Consider the following 16,557-nt stretch of genomic DNA (forward strand, 5'->3'; position numbering starts at 1 on the left):
GATGCTTTACCTCCTTGCCGAGTACCTGAATTTCGAAGGCCTGTTCAACCTGGTCCGCTACCAGACGGCGCGTGCGGGTGCGACGCTGCTGACCGCGCTGCTTATCGGCCTCGTCATCGGCCCGCGCTTCATCGACATGCTGCGCGTGCGCCAGGGCAAGGGCCAGCCGATCCGCGAAGACGGGCCGCAGACCCACCTCGCCAAGCGCGGCACGCCGACCATGGGCGGCCTGATGATCCTCGTCAGCCTGTTCATTTCCATGCTGCTGTGGATGGACCTGTCGAACCCCTTCATCTGGGCCTGCCTTGCCGTAACCGGCGGGTTCGGCCTGATCGGCTTCCTCGACGATTACGACAAGGTGTCCAAGGCCAGCCACAAGGGCGTGTCGGGCCGTACCCGCCTGTTGTTCGAATTCATCGTGGCAGGCGCTGCCAGCTGGATCATCGTCAGCCAGATCAACACCTTCCTCTACGTGCCGTTCGTCAATGATTTCGGTATCGAGCTGGGTTGGTTCTATTTCGTCTTTGCCGCCTTCGTCATCGTGGGCGCGGGCAATGCGGTGAACCTGACCGACGGGCTGGACGGGCTGGCGACCATGCCGGTGATCATCGCGGCAGGGACCTTCGCCATCATCGCCTATCTTGTCGGCCGCGTGGACTATTCCGCCTATCTCGGCATCCCGCACGTGCCGGGTGCCGGCGAGATGGCCGTGTTCTGCGCTGCGATCATGGGCGCGGGGCTCGCCTTCCTGTGGTTCAACGCGCCGCCGGCTGCGGTCTTCATGGGTGACACGGGTTCACTGGCCCTTGGCGGCGCGCTGGGTGCGATTGCAGTGGCAACGCATCACGAGGTCGTCCTCGCCATCGTCGGCGGGCTGTTCGTGTTCGAGGCATTGAGCGTTATCATCCAGGTCTTCTGGTTCAAACGAACGGGCAAGCGGGTCTTCCGCATGGCGCCTATCCACCACCATTTCGAGCAGCTCGGCTGGTCCGAGAGCAAGGTCGTGATCCGCTTCTGGATTGTTGCCATCGTGCTCGCACTCCTGGGGCTCGCGACGCTCAAGCTACGATGATCACCTCGCCTGCCTGGAAGGACAAAAGATACGCGGTGCTCGGCCTCGCGCGGTCCGGTCGGGCGACGGTCGAAGCGCTGCTTGCCGCCGGAGCCGACGTGCTGGTGTGGGACGACCGCGCCGAGGCACGCGAGCCCTATGCCGGACGCTGCGCCATCGGCGACCCGCTGGAAGCGGACCTGACCGGCTATGCGGGTTTGGTGGTCAGCCCCGGCGTTCCGCTCAACACCCACCCGATCAAGCCGCATGCGGACAGCTTCGGTGTGCCGGTCATCGGCGATATCGAGCTATTCGCGCAGGCGCGGGGTGACCTGCCGCCGCACAAGGTCGTCGGCATCACCGGCACCAACGGCAAGTCGACCACCACCGCGCTGGTCCACCACATCCTCAAGACCGCAGGCGTGCCGACCACCATGGGCGGTAATATCGGCCTCCCGATCCTAGAGCAGGAGCCGCTGCCTAAAGGCGGCGTCTATGTGCTGGAGCTGTCAAGCTACCAGATTGACCTGACCTATTCCCTCGATTGCGATGTGGCAGTGCTGCTCAACGTGACGCCGGACCATCTCGACCGGTACGACGGGTTCGAGGCTTATCGCGCATCGAAGCTGCGCCTGTTCGTCATGCAGTCGGAAGGGCATACCGGCGTCGATGCCAGCTGCGATCCGGACATTGCCGAGGCGATCAGGCAGATCGACGGGCCCGGAGAAGTGACCACGCTTGCAGATGGGACGAAGGACAGCGCGTTTCTCGACCTCGATGATGCCCCGTCGCTGCAGGGTCCGCACAATGCGCAGAACGCCTATGCGGCCTGGGCTGTCGCTTTCGACCTCGGCGTCGACCGACCGACAGTGAATGCTGCGCTCGCCAGTTTCCGCGGCCTTGCCCATCGCATGGAGCGCGTCGCTGAAATCTCCGGCGTCGCCTATGTCAACGACAGCAAGGGCACCAACACTGCCGCCTCTGCCCCCGCGCTGGCGGCCTTCGACAATATCCACTGGATCCTCGGCGGGCTCGCCAAGGAGCCGGGGCTGGGCGAGTGCGAGGCGGAACTCGGCCACGTGAAAGCCGCCTACACTATCGGCAAGGCCGGACCCGACTTCGCCGCATTGCTCGAAGACCGCGTTCCGGTGGAGCAGTGCGAGACGCTCGACCGCGCGGTGAGCGCTGCCGCAGCGAAGGCAGAGGCGGGCGATACCGTCCTGCTCTCGCCCGCCTGCGCCAGCTTCGACCAGTACCGCGATTTCGAAGCGCGCGGCGACCATTTCCGCGCGCTTGTGGAGGGGCTGAAATGAGCACCATGCAGCCCTTCGTCCCCGGCGCGAAACGCAAGCCTGCGCATATGCCAGCGGGCAAGCTGTCGCGCTGGAGCGAACTGAAGATCTGGTGGCGCGAGATCGACCGTGCGCTGCTCGGCCTTGTGCTGCTGATGATGACGCTCGGCACGATTGCGGTCGCTGCGGCCAGTCCCGCGAGTGCGGACCGCCTGTCGACCTCGGCGACCTCGCTCGACCCGCTCTACTTCTTCTACCGCCACCTCGCTTGGCAGGCGATCGCGCTGGCCGTGCTGCTGGGCGTGTCCATGCTCAGCCGCGAGAACGCGCGGCGGCTTGCCCTGCTGCTGGGTGCAGCCATGCTCGCGCTGCTGTTCGTCGTCCCCTTCATCGGGGTGGAGATCAACGGTGCGCGGCGCTGGATCTGGCTCGGCATGCAGTTCCAGCCGTCCGAATTCCTGAAGCCCGCTTTCGCCGTGGGGATGGCGTGGATCCTTGCCTGGCGGATGCGCGATCCGAACCTGCCGGTGCTGGGTATATCCACCGCGCTCACGGGCCTCATCTTCTGCCTGCTGATGCTGCAGCCAAATTTCGGCGAGGCGATCCTGTTTGCCGGGATGTGGCTGGTGATGATCCTGGTCGCGGGCATTCCGGTAAAGCGGCTCGGCGCGGTCATCGGCGGCGGCATCGTCGGCATCACCGCGACCTATTTCCTCTACGACAACGCGCGCCACCGCATCGATTCCTTCTTCGGCGGCGGTACGGCATTCGATCAGGTCGACCTTGCCAGCCGCACGTTGCTGGCTGGCGGGTGGACCGGCGCGGGATACGGCCTCGGCATCCGCAAGATGAGCCTGCCCGAAGCGCACACCGACTACATCTTCTCCGTCATCGGCGAGGAATTCGGCCTGATCGCCTGCGCGGTGATCGTACTGCTCTATCTCGGCATGGTCATTCGCGTGCTGATGCGCCTGATCGACGAGGACGACCTTTTCGCGCTGCTGGCGGGCACCGGCCTTGCCGCGCTGCTTGGCGGGCAGGCCTTCATCAACATCCTCGTCAACCTGCAGCTCTTCCCTTCGAAGGGCATGACGCTACCGCTGATCAGCTATGGCGGTTCGTCCACCATCGCAGTGTGTTTCGGCATCGGCCTGCTGATCGCGATTACGCGGCGTAATCCGTTCCTGAAAAGGTCGACCCGGGGGCTTGGCGACCTGCTCGGTTTAGGGCAGGCGGAACCGATGGATACCAAACAGGTGCGTGTGACGCGCGATATCTACCAATGAGTGCTTCCAACCGACATTACGTGCTTGCCGCCGGCGGGACCGGCGGCCACCTGCTGCCCGCTTTCGCCCTTGCTGCCGAACTCGACCGGCGCGGCCATCACGTCGCGCTGATCACCGACGAGCGCGGGGCGGAAATCCCCGGCAAGCCCGATTTCATGCCCGCCCACGTCCTGCCCGCAGGCCGGTTCGGCAAGAACCCGCTGCATTGGCTGAAGGGCGCGCGGGCCGTTGCGCAAGGTCGCAGCATGGCGCTGCGCCTTTACGACAGCTTCCAGCCGAGCGCGGTCGTGGGTTTCGGCGGCTATCCCTCGCTTCCCGCCATCCTCGCCTCGACCTCGGCGGGCATCCCCACCGTGGTGCACGAACAGAATGCCGTGCTTGGCCGCGTGAACCGCCTGCTGTCGGGCCGGGTGGACGCCATCGCCACGGCCTATCCCGACGTGCAGCGCCTCAAGCCGAAGCATGAAGGCAAGGTCCACCTCGTCGGCAATCCGGTGCGCGCAGGCGTGCTGTCGCTGCGTGACGAACCGTTTCCCGCATTCGGCGAAGACGGCTTGCTGCGCGTTCTCGTGACCGGCGGCAGCCAGGGCGCACGCGTGCTGTCCGAAATCGTGCCTGACGGGCTGGCGATGCTGCCCCCTGCCATCCGCGACCGGCTGCAGGTCACCCAGCAGTGCCGCGCCGAAGACCTCGACAATGTCCGCGAGCGCTATCGCAGCCACGGTATTCCGGCAGAACTCGCCACCTATTTCGAGGATATGGCGAGCCGCCTTGCCGATGCGCACCTGTTCATCGGGCGCGCAGGCGCCTCAACCATTGCCGAACTGACCGCCGTGGGCCGGCCCGCGATCCTCGTGCCGCTGCCTATCGCGACAGACGACCACCAGGCCGCCAACACGCGCGAGATGGTCAAGGCAGGCGGTGCGCGCATGATCCGGCAGGACCGTTTCGAGGCGAAGGAACTCGCCAAGCAGATCCGCGTGCTGGCGGACGATCCCAAGGGGCTCGCCAATGCCGCCCATGCGGCGTGGAACTGCGGCAGGCCCAAGGCGGTGGAAGACCTCGCCGACCTCGTCGAAAGCTTCGGCGGGGCGGACATGATGGACGTCATCCGCGTCGGCGGAAACAATGCCCGCGGGGCGTCGCAGGGGATCCCGGCGGGGCAGGGCGCGAACCGGGAGATGGCCGAATGAAGGGCGTACCAACCGACATCGGCACCATCCATTTCGTCGGCATCGGCGGCATCGGCATGTCGGGCATCGCGGAAGTGATGAACAACCTCGGCTACACGGTGCAGGGCTCCGACATCAACGAAAGCCCGGTGGTCGAACGCCTGCGCGAACAGGGCATTGCGGTGAAGATCGGGCACCAGCCCGAAAACGTCGAAGGCGCGGCCGTGGTCGTCACCTCGACCGCCGTGCGCCGGACCAATCCCGAAGTCGCCCATGCGCTGGAAAACCGCATACCCGTGGTGCGCCGCGCCGAAATGCTGGCCGAACTCATGCGTCTCAAGTCGACCATCGCGGTCGCGGGCACGCACGGCAAGACGACCACGACCAGCATGATCGCGGCCCTGCTCGATGCGGGCAATATCGATCCGACCGTCATCAATGGCGGCATCATCGAGCAGTACGGCTCCAACGCGCGCCTCGGCGACAGCGACTGGATGGTGGTCGAAGCGGACGAGAGCGACGGCAGCTTCCTCCGGCTCGACGGGACGATCGCGGTCGTCACCAACATCGATCCCGAACATCTCGACCATTACGGCGATTTCGACGGGGTGAAGGACGCCTTCGTGGAATTCATCCACAACGTGCCCTTCTACGGCGCGGCGGTGATGTGCATCGATCACCCGGAAGTGCAGGCCGTGACCGCCAAGGTCCGCGACCGCCGCGTGATCACCTACGGTTTCAGCCTCCAAGCCGACATCTGCGGCGTCAACGTGCAGCCGCACGAAGGCGGCAACCGCTTCGACGTGATCGTCCGCCAGCGCGGCGAGGAAGATCGCCGGATCCAGAATGTGGCCCTGCCGATGCCGGGCCGCCACAACGTGCAGAACGCGCTCGCCGCGATTGCGGTCGCCATCGAGATGGGCTGCCCCGACGATGTAATCTGCAACGGCTTTTCCAGCTTCGGCGGCGTGCGCCGGCGTTTCACGAAGGTTGGCGAAGTCGCCACGCGCGACGGCAAGGCGACCGTCATCGACGATTACGGCCACCACCCGGTCGAAATCCGCGCCGTGCTGGGCGCCGCGCGCGAAGCGACCGGCAACCGCGTGATCGCGGTGATGCAGCCGCATCGTTACACCCGACTGCGCGATCTGATGGACGACTTCCAGAGCGCCTTCAACGAGGCCGACCTCGTCTACATCACGCCCGTCTATGCCGCGGGCGAGGACCCGATCCCCGGTGTCGATGCCGAAGCGCTTGCCGCCGGCATCAAGTCGCGGGGCCACCGTTCCGTCGCCACGGTGACCGACCGTGATGATCTCGCCCGGCAACTGGCCGGGGAGGTCCAGCAGGGCGATCTCGTCGTGTGCCTTGGCGCGGGCGACATCACGAAATGGGCCGCCGGGCTTGCCGACGCGATCGCCAAGGAGCGCGGCGCGTGATGGAGCAGCCCGACGACGTCTTCAACTGGGACAACGGCATGGCACCCGACTGCGAAGTCGAAGGCGGTGTCGCTACCCCCGTTTCGACGGACGGGTTGCGCGGCAAGCTGACGCCGGACGCGCCGCTTGCAAAGCTGGTGTGGTTCAAGACCGGCGGCAATGCCGACTGGATGTTCGAGCCCGAAGACCTCGACGACTTGCGCCTGTTCCTCGAACGGCTGGAAGGCGAACTTCCGGTGATGGCGCTCGGCCTCGGCTCGAACATGATCGTGCGCGATGGGGGCGTGCCGGGCGTGGTGATTAAGCTGGGCAAGCCCTTCGCCAAGGTTTCGGTCGACGGTCAGGTCGTGACTTGCGGCGGCGGCGCGCACGGCATCCTCGTCGCCAGTGCGGCGCGCGATGCGGGCGTTGCGGGCCTCGAATTCATGCGCGGCATTCCCGGCACCGTGGGCGGCTTCGTGCGCATGAACGGCGGTGCCTACGGGCGCGAGGTGTCGGACTGCCTTATCGACTGCCAGGTGATCCTGCCCGACGGCGCGCTGGTGACGTTGCCTGCGGCGGACCTGCAATATACCTATCGCCATTCCGCCCTGCCCGACGGCGCGGTCGTCGTGTCGGCCCGGTTCGAAGGCACGCCCGGCGACCCCGAAGCCATCGGCGCGGAAATGGACCGCATCGCCGATGCACGCGAGGCCAGCCAGCCGCTGCGCACCAAGACCGGCGGGTCCACGTTCAAGAACCCGCCCGGGATGAAGGCGTGGGAACTGGTCGACAAGGCCGGTTGCCGCGGCCTCACCATGGGCGGCGCGCAGGTGAGCGAGAAGCACACGAACTTCCTCATCAACACCGGCACGGCCACCAGCGCCGATATCGAAGGGCTGGGCGAGGAAGTGCGCCGGCGCGTCTACGAAAACTCGGGCGTCATGCTCGAATGGGAAATCCAGCGGGTTGGAAGGCCCTGATACGATGAGCATTCTAGACGCCAAGATTCACGTCGCCGTCCTGATGGGCGGCTGGGCCAATGAACGGCCCGTTTCGCTGATGTCGGGCGAAGGCGTCGCCAAGGCGCTGGAAGCGCGCGGCCACAAAGTCACGCGCATCGACATGGACCGCCAGGTCGCCGCCCGCATTGCCGAGGCTGCTCCCGATGTGGTGTTCAACGCGCTCCACGGCGTTCCGGGCGAGGATGGCACGGTGCAGGGCATGCTCGACCTGATGGGCGTGACCTATACCCATTCGGGCCTCGTCACCTCGGTCATCGCGATCGACAAGCAGCTGACCAAGCAGGCGCTGGTGCCGCATGGCATTCCCATGCCCGGCGGCCGCATCGTGAAGAGCGCAGAGCTGTTCGAGCGCGATCCCCTGCCGCGCCCCTATGTGCTCAAGCCCGTCAATGAAGGCAGCTCGGTCGGCGTCGCAATCGTCACCGACGAGGGCAATTACGGCAATCCGATTGCGCGCGATGCCAAGGGGCCGTGGCAGGAATTCAAGGAACTGCTCGCCGAACCTTACATCAAGGGGCGCGAGATGACCTCGGCCGTGGTCGATTTCGGGGATGGTCCGCGCGCGCTCGCCGTCACCGAACTCAAGCCCAAGAGCGGCTTCTACGATTTCGACGCGAAATATACCGACGGCATGACCGACCACGTGTGCCCGGCGGACATTCCCGAAAATATCCGCGACCTCTGCCTCGAAATCGCGCTTAAGGCGCACAAGGTGCTGGGCTGCAAGGGCACCAGCCGCACGGACTTCCGCTGGGATGAGGAGCAGGGCGAGGACGGGCTCTTCGTGCTCGAAACCAACACCCAGCCGGGCATGACGCCGCTCAGCCTCGTGCCCGAACAGGCGCGCCACATCGGCATGGACTATGGCGAGCTGGTGGAAACCATCATCGCCGCCGCCCTGCGCGAGAAGGGCCGGCGCGATGGCTAAGGTCACCCGCAAGCCCACCGGCGTCAGGCGCTCGGCTGCGGCGCGCAGCCGCAACCAGAAGGCACGGGCGGCCAAGCGGCATACCAGCGGGATGCTCGACAAGGTGATGGCGGCGCTGCCTTTCACCGAAGAGCAGTGGAACAAGTTCTTCCTTTTCCTGATCGTCGCAGCAGGGCTGGGCATCGCATGGACGGTGGCAAGCTTTGCCGGCGTGCCCGAGCTCGCGCGTGCCGAGCTGGCGAAATCCGCCAGCCGCGCAGGTTACGAGGTACGCACCGTACGCGTCACCGGCGTCGACCGGATGAGCGAACAGCTCGTCTACCAGAAGGTGCTGGGCGAAACCGACCGGCCGATGCCGCTCGTCGAGCTGGAGGAAATCCGCGAGCGCTTGCTCGAACTGCCGTGGGTCAAGGATGCGCGCGTCTCGCGCCAGCTGCCCGACACGCTGCGCATCGATATCGTCGAGCGAGAGCCGCATGCCGTGCTGGCGAAGCCCGACCGGCTGATGCTGGTCGATGACGAGGGGCACGAGCTCGAACCCGTGTCGGCCGATGCTGCCAAGGGCAAGCTGCTGATCTCCGGTCCGGGCGCGCAGAAGCAGGTCGCCGACCTCGGCCGCCTGCTCGATGCAGCGCCGGCGCTGAAGCCGCAGATCGTTGCCGCCGAATGGGTCGGCAATCGCCGCTGGAACCTCACCTTCCGCACCGGCCAGATGCTCGCGCTTCCCGAAGGGGAAATGGGGCCAGCCGCGCTGGTAAAATTCGCCGAGATGGACGGGCGCAACCGGCTCATCGGGGGGCAGGCGGTCGCCATCGACATGCGCGTTCCCGACCGTGCCTACCTGCGCTGCAAGGACGGCCCCTGTCCGCGCGGGATGAGCGCGCAGTAATGGCCACGCAGCTTCCCCTGCCGCGCGTTACCCGCGTCTTCGGCGCGGTAAACATCGGTTCGTTCCGCGTCTCGGCCATGATCATGGGCCAGGCCGAAGACGGCGAGATGGTCGTGCTCGGCTCGTCCCACCGCAAGAGCGAGGGCATCAAGCGCGGCTATGTCACCGACATGCGCCTTGCCACGCACGCCATCCGCAATGCCGTCGAAAAGGCGGAGGCGAACGCCAATACCTCCGTGTCGAGCGTGTGGATCGGCTGTGCGGGCGCAGGCCTGTCGAGCAAGATCGCCAGTGTCGAGATCGCCATCGGCGGGCGCCGCATCGACGAGGACGACCTCGAACACCTGCTTTACGCCGCGCGCGACCATATCCAGCCCGACGGGCGCATGGTCCTGCACGCGCAGCCGGCCCATTACACGCTCGACGGGGCGCACGGCATTGCCAATCCCACCGGCCTCCATGCGGAATCGCTGGGCGTGGATATCCACGTCACGCTCGCCGAAGGCGCGCCGGTCAGGAACCTCATCGAAGCGGTGCAAAGCGCGCATCTCGATGTCGAAGGCGTGGTCGCCAGCCCGCTTGCCGCGGCCTATGCCTGCCTGTCTGCCGAGGAGCGCGAACTTGGGGTGGCGCTGGTCGAAATCGGCGCGCAGGTGACCAATGTCTCGGTCCATGCCGGCGGGATGCTCTTGGGCCTGCGCTCGATCCCGGTCGGCTCCAACGACATCACCGATGCCATCGCCTCTTCGCTGGGCATCCGGCGCAGCCAGGCAGAACGCCTGAAGTGCGTTTCGGGATCGGCCATCGCGACGCCGAGCGACCACCGCGAGATGATTCCGGTGAACGCGCCGGACGAGGAGCCCAGCGGCCAGCCTGCGCGCGGCGCGGACGAACACAACCGCATCCCGCGCGCCGAACTCGTGTCGGTCGTCACCGACCGGCTGGGTGCGATGACCTCCGAAATTGCCAAGGGGCTGAAAGCCATGGGCTTTTCGGGCAGCAGCGGCGGACAGGTCGTCCTCACCGGCGGCGGGGCGGAACTCCACGGCATTGCCGAATTCATGCAGGGTGCGCTCGGCCTGCCCGTGCGGACCGGCAAGCCGCCGGCCTTGCGCGGCCTGCCCGAAGCGCATGCGACACCCGGCTTCGCGACGCTGGCAGGGCTGTGTCTTTATGCCTCGGAAGACCCGGTCGACATCCGGTCCATCGGCCCCAGCTACCAGCCCTCGCGGCGCTATTCGGGCCTCGGCCTGCTCAACCGCGTGGTCCAGGCGGTGAAGGAGTACTTCTGATGGTTGAACACCGAGGTAACACGCGCTTTAGGCCTTGTGGATAAGGCTATTTACCTTTGGCGCGGCGATTCGCTTTATGCCAAAGGTGTGACATAACCGTTTTCAGTCGACTTTTTACTTCGAGGAAAGCTCAATGAGCATCAATATCGGCCCCGCTTCCAGCGATGATTTGCGTCCCAAGATCATGGTGATCGGCGTCGGTGGCGCCGGTGGCAATGCGATCGCGAACATGATGGCGGCCGAGATTGAGGGCGTGGAATTCATCGTGGCCAATACCGATGCGCAGGCACTGTCCAGCTCGTCGGCCGAAAAGCGCATCCAGCTCGGCCCGGATATCACCGGCGGCCTCGGCGCTGGCGCCCGCCCTGAAGTGGGCAAGGCCGCGGCCGAAGAAACGGTCGAGGACATCGAAGACGCGCTCGACGGCTGCAACATGGTCTTCATCGCGGCCGGCATGGGCGGCGGCACCGGCACCGGTGCAGCGCCCGTCATTGCGGAAGCCGCGCGCCGCAAGGGCGTGCTGACTGTCGGCGTCGTGACCAAGCCGTTCCTGTTCGAAGGCACCCGCCGCATGCGCGCTGCGGAAGCCGGTATCGAGGAACTGCAGAAGCACGTCGACACGCTGATCGTCATTCCGAACCAGAACCTGTTCCTGGTCGCCAAGGCGGAAACCACCTTCAAGGAAGCCTTCATGCTCGCCGACGAGGTGCTGCAGCAGGGCGTGCGTTCGATCACCGACCTGATGGTCATGCCGGGCCTCATCAACCTCGACTTCGCCGACGTGCGTTCGGTGATGAGCGAAATGGGCAAGGCCATGATGGGCACCGGCGAGGGCGAGGGCGAAAACCGCGCACTCGAGGCCGCCGAACTGGCGATCGCCAACCCTCTGCTCGACGGCGTTTCGATGGCCGGCGCCAAGGGTGTGATCATCTCGATCATCGGCGGCGAAGACATGAAGCTGCTCGAAGTCGACGAGGCTGCGAACCACATCCGCGAGCTGGTCGACGAAGACGCCAACATCATCTGGGGTAGCGCATTCAACCCCGACCTGCAGGGCAAGATCCGCGTTTCGGTCGTTGCCACCGGCATCGAACAGAGCGGTTCGGCTGCCGCAGCGCCGACGCGCAGCTTCTCCATGTCGGAATCGCGCGCCCCGCAGCGCCCCGTGCTCGACCTGCCGAGCGAGAGCGTGACCGACGACGAACCCTTCGAGCTGAGCGAAGGCCTCTCGGCCGAGCCGGAAGAAGACGTGCTCGACACCATGGCCGAAGACGAGGGCATCTCCTCGCTCGGCCTGTCGTCTGCCAGCGCCGACGATTTCGGTGACGAGGACGAGGAAGACGACGACGTCGACGGCATCGTCGATCCGCTCGCCGGCCTGCGCAACGAAGAGACCGAGCGGTTCGACAATTACGCCGACGATGAAGACGACCTGCCTTCGCCGGCCGACGACACCGGCTTCGGTGACGGCTGGACGGACGATGGCGACGGCGCTGCCGGTTCGCCGCTCGACCTGTCCGACCCGCTCGACGGTGAAGCAGGCCAGGACGAACTGCAGCTCGGCGCGGACCAGTATGCCGACGGGCAAAGCCCGCTCGCCAGCAAGCCCGGCCGCAAGCAGGCGATCCTCGGCGGCGGTGCAGGTGGCGGAAGCGGCGCCGGCGGCGGCGGTGCACCCGCCTCGCAGGGCAGCACGCTGTTCGAACGCATGGCGAACCTGTCGCGCGGCTCCTCCCAGTCGGAAAGCGACGACGATGACGATGGCGACGAGGACGAAGGCAACAGCGGCTCGCTCAACATCCCGCGTTTCCTTGGGCGCCAGAACAACCAGTAAGGTTTCCGAACCCCGCTGCGCCCCGGGCGCGGCAAGGGCAGGCCATGTATCGATCGATGAAAAACAGCAGATGGCGCGGCGCGGCCCTGGTCGCGCTCGCCATCGCCGCGACCCCGCTTGCTGCGCAGGAAGTGGTGCAGCCGCTCCCGCCGGAAGGTTCTGACGACCTCAACTCGGCATTGCAGCGGCTGGCACGCAATTCGGGCGACGTCGCAGCCCTGCTCGACGCTGGCGAAGCGGCGCTCAAGCTTGGCGACATTCCCGCAGCCATCGGTTTCTTCGGCCGCGCCCAGGACATCGCGCCTGCCAATTCGCGCATCACGCTGGGCCTTGCGCGCGCCTATACCTATTCCCGTCGCCCCGTTGAGGCGTTGCAGCTCTTCGCCGAGGCGGAGCGGGCAGGGGTCGCACCTGCACTGATGGCCGCCGATCGCGGGCTCGCCTTCGATCTCGTCGGCGATGCGGCGAGTGCGCAGGCGCTGTACCGGCTGGCGCTGTCGCAGGGCGAGAATTCCGATATCCGTCGCAATCTCGCGCTCAGCCAGGCGATATCCGGTGACAAGGCCGGGTTCGAGGCGACGCTGCTGCCGCTGCTGCAGCAGGGCGACAATGCCGCGTTCCGGACCCGTGCGTTCGGCCTTGCCGTGCTCGGCGAGGTCGAGGCCGCGGTGAAGATCGCGCGCGACATGATGCCCACCCCCATGGCTTCGCGGGTGGAACCTTACCTGCGCTACATGCCGCAGTTGACGCCCGCGCAGCAGGCGGCCGCAGGGACGCTCGGCGTATTCCCGCGCACGGCAGCGATCGGGCGCGACGATCCGGCGATCGCCGGCTTCGACAGTTCCGCCGTGCGCGGAGCAGATGCAGGTCTTGCCCCGCAAGGCCCGCCGATGGGTTCGCAGCTCGAGCGTACCCGCGCGCAGCAGCAGGCACAGGCCCAAAGGCCGGCACCGGCGCCGACGCCTGCCCCATCGCCCGAACCGCGCCGCGCCGCACCGCAGGTGGCGAGCACGATCCCGGCCTTCGAGCGCTCGGTCACGAGCCGGCCGCGCATCGAACCCGTGGTGCAGCGACCTGCGCCGCCGCCGCCACCTCCTCCGGCGCCTGCTCCCGCGCCGACGCCCACGCCTGCACCCACACCGCAGATTGCGTCGACTGTCAGCGAGCCGGTCGTCGTTGCGCGGGGAGAGCTTCCGGCAACGACACCCGTGTCGCAGGCCGCGCCGCCTCCGCCTCCGTCGCCAGCACCGCCGCCTACCGCGCCTGCACCGGCCGAGCCGGAGCCGAGCGTCGCGGATGCTTTCGCCGATTTCGACCTTGCGCAAACCAGCGCCACCCCGCGCGCCGGTGCGGTGGATATCACCCGCATCAAGGCCCCGCGCGAGGTGGAGGCACCGCCTCCGCCGCCCCCGCCGAAACATCCCGCACGCCACTGGGTGCAGGTCGCGACCGGCAAGGATCTGAAGGCGCTGGGCTTCGACTGGCGCCGGATTTCGCGCAAGGCGGATGGCGCGCTCGACAAGAAGGGTCCGTTCACCACGCCTTGGGGCGAAGCGAACCGCCTGCTGGCCGGGCCTTACGAATCGCGCGATGCCGCGCGCGCCATGGTGACCCGCCTGAAAGAGCTGGAAATCGACAGTTTCCCGTTTTCCAGCGACGAGGGCCAGGAGATTGCGCCGCTCGATTGAGCGGGGCTCGCCTATCCGTATCCTGCAGCTTGTGCACAGGGTTTGCACAAGCCGCTTGCGTTCTCCCCAGCACCCTCGCGCAGGCCGATTGCCAAGCCGCCACGCCGTTCTGCAAAAGGCGTCCCATGAGAGCCACGGGATCGCCAGAATGAGAACCTCGGAAAGCCGGTTCGAGGCCGAAGAGGACGCCGCTCCACTCGACATGCTGATGGCCCTGTTCGAGGCCCGCGGCTGGGCCTGCGGGTCGTCGGGCGAGGAAATGAGCGGCGAGGTACCGGGCAGCTGGACCAGTTACCAGCTGCGCGGAATCTGGCGCCCTGAAGACATGGTGCTGCAACTGCTGTGCCTGCCGGAAATCCGCATCCCGGATGAAAAGCGGGCGGTGGCGCAGGAACTGGTGACGCTGGTCAACGAGCAGATGTGGCTCGGCCATTTCGACATCTGGTCGAACGGCGGCGTGCTGCTCTATCGCAATGGCACCATCCTGGGCGACGAAGGGCTGCTCAGCCTGTCGCAGGCGCAGTCGCTGGTCGAAATCGCGGTCGAGGAATGCGACCGGTTCTACCCGGCGTTCCAATTCGTGCTGTGGGGCGACAAGACCCCGCGCGAGGCGCTGAAGGCGGCCATGGTGGATGCGGCCGGAGAAGCCTGACCGCAGGGCCCAAATGGTTGATTTGCGTTAGCCAAGGGCGTTCCGGTTTCGCTTGAAATCGACCGGAGAAACACCGATATTCGTGTCCGGAGCGCCGCACTATTGTGTGAGGCGCGCAGAGGAGTTTTGACAATGTCCGACTGGAACGACACCGACCGTAGGACGGGCGCAACGTCCGTACCGCGCGCGGGCGACGCCGTATCCCGCCAGACCACTTTCGATGCTGGCCTGCGCCAGCACATGCTGTCGATCTACAACATGATGGCATCGGGCGTGCTGCTGACCGGCATCGTCGCGCTGCTGTTCGTCAACACGGCGCTGTTCGAAGCGGCCTACCGGGTCGTGCCGACCGCGGCAGGCAACGCCATCCAGCCGACTATGCTGGGTTGGATCATCTCGCTTTCGCCGCTGGCCTTTATCCTCGTCCTCAGCTTCGGCGGGGTGGCGCGGTTCAGCAAGACGACGCTTCAGGCGATGTTCTGGGGCTTCGCCGTGTTGTTTGGCATGTCGATGTCGACGATTTTCGCCACCTACACGGGTGAATCGATCGCTTCGGCCTTCTTCGCCTCGGCCGCTGCCTTCGCCGGCCTCAGCCTGTTCGGCTACACCACGCAGAAGAACCTGTCTGGTTGGGGCAGCTTCCTGCTGATGGGCCTGATCGGCATCATCGTGGCGATGCTGCTGAACGCATTCTTCTTCCAGTCGGGCGCCATGGGCCTGGTGATCAATATCCTCGGCGTGCTGATCTTCGCCGGCTTCACCGCCTACGACACCCAGCGCCTGAAGAATGAATACAGCTACGTCCGCGGCACCGAATATGCGGGCAAGGCCGTCGTGATGGGCGCTCTCAGCCTCTATCTCGACTTCATCAACCTGTTCATGTTCCTGCTGCAGTTCCTGGGCAACCGCGAGTAATTCGCTCCGCCCGTCGCAGCAGCGACTCTCTTCATCGTGCCCGGGGCGTAACTTGCGCCCCGGGCATTTTCTTTGGTTCTGCTTGCGGCTAGGTTTCGGCCACGCTTCATCGCCGGTCAATGCAGGCAGGCGCATGTTGGGGTCGCACATGCTTGAGGAGGGTCAGCGCGCCGTGAGCCGCCGTTCGAACATCACAATCCGCTTCACCGCCATTGCCGGCGGTCTGCTCGCACTTGCCGCCTGTGCCACTCCGCCGCCGCCCCCGCCTCCGCCGCCGCCTCCGCCGCCCCCTCCGGTGGTGATCCCGCCGCGTCCGGTCCCGCCGATGGGCGCGACTACGGGCATGACGATCCCGCTGGTGGCGAACGGCGTACGCCAGACCGTCAATGCCAACCTCACACCGTCGCAGACGACGTGGAACCTGCGTTCGGCCCTGAACGTGGCTGCGCTCAATTGCCCCGAGCCGATGCGTACCTCGATCGTCGACAATTACGGTGCTTTCCTGAAGCGCAATGCGCGCCAGCTGTCCGCCACCAATCGCGCCCTGCAGAGCGAATTCCGCCAGAAGTACGGCGCGACCTATCGCGACGTGCAGGATTCCTACATGACGCAGGTCTACAACTATTTCGCGTTGCCGCCGGCGCTGAAGAACTTCTGCGACGTGTCCTATTCCGTCAGCCAGGAAGTGCTGCTGGCAGAGCCGAACACGCTCGACAGCTTCGCGGCGGTCGCGCTGCCGCGGATCGAGTCGGTGTTCAACGATTTCTACCGCGCTTACGAGCAGTACCGCGTCGATCTGGCGGCCTGGGATTCGCGATACGGCCCGTCGTCCGTGACCACCACGGTGCAGGGTTACACCAACCCGCTCGATCCAAGGGTCAATGTCGCACCGGGGCAGACGCTGGTGAACTCCATGCCGGCAACCGCGCCGCGTAGCGCCACGGCTTCGACGCAGGTCCCGCCTGCGTCCGCGCAGCAGCCGGTCGTGGTCGCCACGCAGAACCCGGCGACGGGCGAAACCACCACGGCATTGCCGACGCAGGGACCGATCTTCCAGTCGGGCGAAGTCGTGCAGGGCCAGGTCGGCCCGGTCGATACGCCGGACCCGCGTTAAG

General features: G+C 66.2%; 14 protein-coding genes. All 14 read left to right on the top strand.

Going from position 1 to position 16,557, the window contains the following annotated elements:
• Position 1 precedes the first annotated feature (1 nt).
• The 14 genes from mraY to LC083_RS10415 all read left to right on the top strand — a co-directional run bounded on the left by mraY (position 2) and on the right by LC083_RS10415 (position 16,556).
• On the top strand, positions 2-1,072 hold the full coding sequence (gene mraY, locus LC083_RS10345; RefSeq protein WP_160606249.1) for a phospho-N-acetylmuramoyl-pentapeptide-transferase: 1,071 nt from the start codon (positions 2-4) through the stop codon (positions 1,070-1,072).
• Positions 1,069-2,364, top strand: coding sequence for a UDP-N-acetylmuramoyl-L-alanine--D-glutamate ligase (gene murD, locus LC083_RS10350; RefSeq protein WP_226700325.1), 1,296 nt, complete (start codon positions 1,069-1,071; stop codon positions 2,362-2,364). The genes mraY and murD overlap by 4 nt, the downstream gene beginning before the upstream one ends.
• Positions 2,365-2,369: 5 nt before the next feature.
• A complete protein-coding gene (locus tag LC083_RS10355; protein WP_226700791.1) occupies positions 2,370-3,629 on the top strand; it encodes an FtsW/RodA/SpoVE family cell cycle protein in 1,260 nt (419 codons plus the stop codon).
• A complete protein-coding gene (murG, locus tag LC083_RS10360) occupies positions 3,626-4,822 on the top strand; it encodes an undecaprenyldiphospho-muramoylpentapeptide beta-N-acetylglucosaminyltransferase (RefSeq protein ID WP_222554411.1) in 1,197 nt (398 codons plus the stop codon). The genes LC083_RS10355 and murG overlap by 4 nt, the downstream gene beginning before the upstream one ends.
• The gene (gene murC, locus LC083_RS10365; protein WP_222554410.1) at positions 4,819-6,240 is read left to right on the top strand and encodes a UDP-N-acetylmuramate--L-alanine ligase; all 1,422 of its coding nucleotides are present in this window, start codon (positions 4,819-4,821) and stop codon (positions 6,238-6,240) included. The genes murG and murC overlap by 4 nt, the downstream gene beginning before the upstream one ends.
• A gap of 38 nt (positions 6,241-6,278) precedes the next feature.
• Positions 6,279-7,202, top strand: coding sequence for a UDP-N-acetylmuramate dehydrogenase (murB, locus tag LC083_RS10370; RefSeq protein ID WP_226700792.1), 924 nt, complete (start codon positions 6,279-6,281; stop codon positions 7,200-7,202).
• 4 nt (positions 7,203-7,206) lie between these two features.
• Entirely contained in the window at positions 7,207-8,172 is a 966-nt protein-coding gene (locus tag LC083_RS10375; protein ID WP_226700326.1) for a D-alanine--D-alanine ligase, read from the top strand.
• Positions 8,165-9,061 (top strand): cell division protein FtsQ/DivIB, encoded by an 897-nt coding sequence (locus LC083_RS10380; RefSeq protein WP_160606255.1) that lies wholly within the window; start codon positions 8,165-8,167, stop codon positions 9,059-9,061. Before LC083_RS10375 ends, LC083_RS10380 begins: the two co-directional genes overlap by 8 nt.
• A complete protein-coding gene (gene ftsA / locus LC083_RS10385) occupies positions 9,061-10,353 on the top strand; it encodes a cell division protein FtsA (RefSeq protein ID WP_160606502.1) in 1,293 nt (430 codons plus the stop codon). The genes LC083_RS10380 and ftsA overlap by 1 nt, the downstream gene beginning before the upstream one ends.
• A gap of 133 nt (positions 10,354-10,486) precedes the next feature.
• A complete protein-coding gene (ftsZ, locus tag LC083_RS10390) occupies positions 10,487-12,187 on the top strand; it encodes a cell division protein FtsZ (protein WP_226700327.1) in 1,701 nt (566 codons plus the stop codon).
• Between the two features lie 56 nt (positions 12,188-12,243).
• On the top strand, positions 12,244-13,875 hold the full coding sequence (locus LC083_RS14010; RefSeq protein WP_264187270.1) for an SPOR domain-containing protein: 1,632 nt from the start codon (positions 12,244-12,246) through the stop codon (positions 13,873-13,875).
• Between the two features lie 148 nt (positions 13,876-14,023).
• Positions 14,024-14,527 carry a YbjN domain-containing protein gene (locus LC083_RS10405; protein ID WP_224832136.1) on the top strand — a complete coding sequence of 168 codons (504 nt, stop codon included), beginning with the start codon at positions 14,024-14,026 and terminating at the stop codon, positions 14,525-14,527.
• A gap of 132 nt (positions 14,528-14,659) precedes the next feature.
• A complete protein-coding gene (locus LC083_RS10410; RefSeq protein ID WP_226700328.1) occupies positions 14,660-15,442 on the top strand; it encodes a Bax inhibitor-1/YccA family protein in 783 nt (260 codons plus the stop codon).
• Positions 15,443-15,614: 172 nt separating this feature from the next.
• Positions 15,615-16,556: a hypothetical protein gene (locus LC083_RS10415; protein WP_226700329.1), complete on the top strand. Its 942-nt coding sequence runs from the start codon at positions 15,615-15,617 to the stop codon at positions 16,554-16,556.
• Position 16,557 lies beyond the last annotated feature (1 nt).

Source organism: Qipengyuania gaetbuli (genome assembly GCF_020524765.1).
GTDB classification, from domain to species: domain Bacteria; phylum Pseudomonadota; class Alphaproteobacteria; order Sphingomonadales; family Sphingomonadaceae; genus Qipengyuania; species Qipengyuania gaetbuli_A.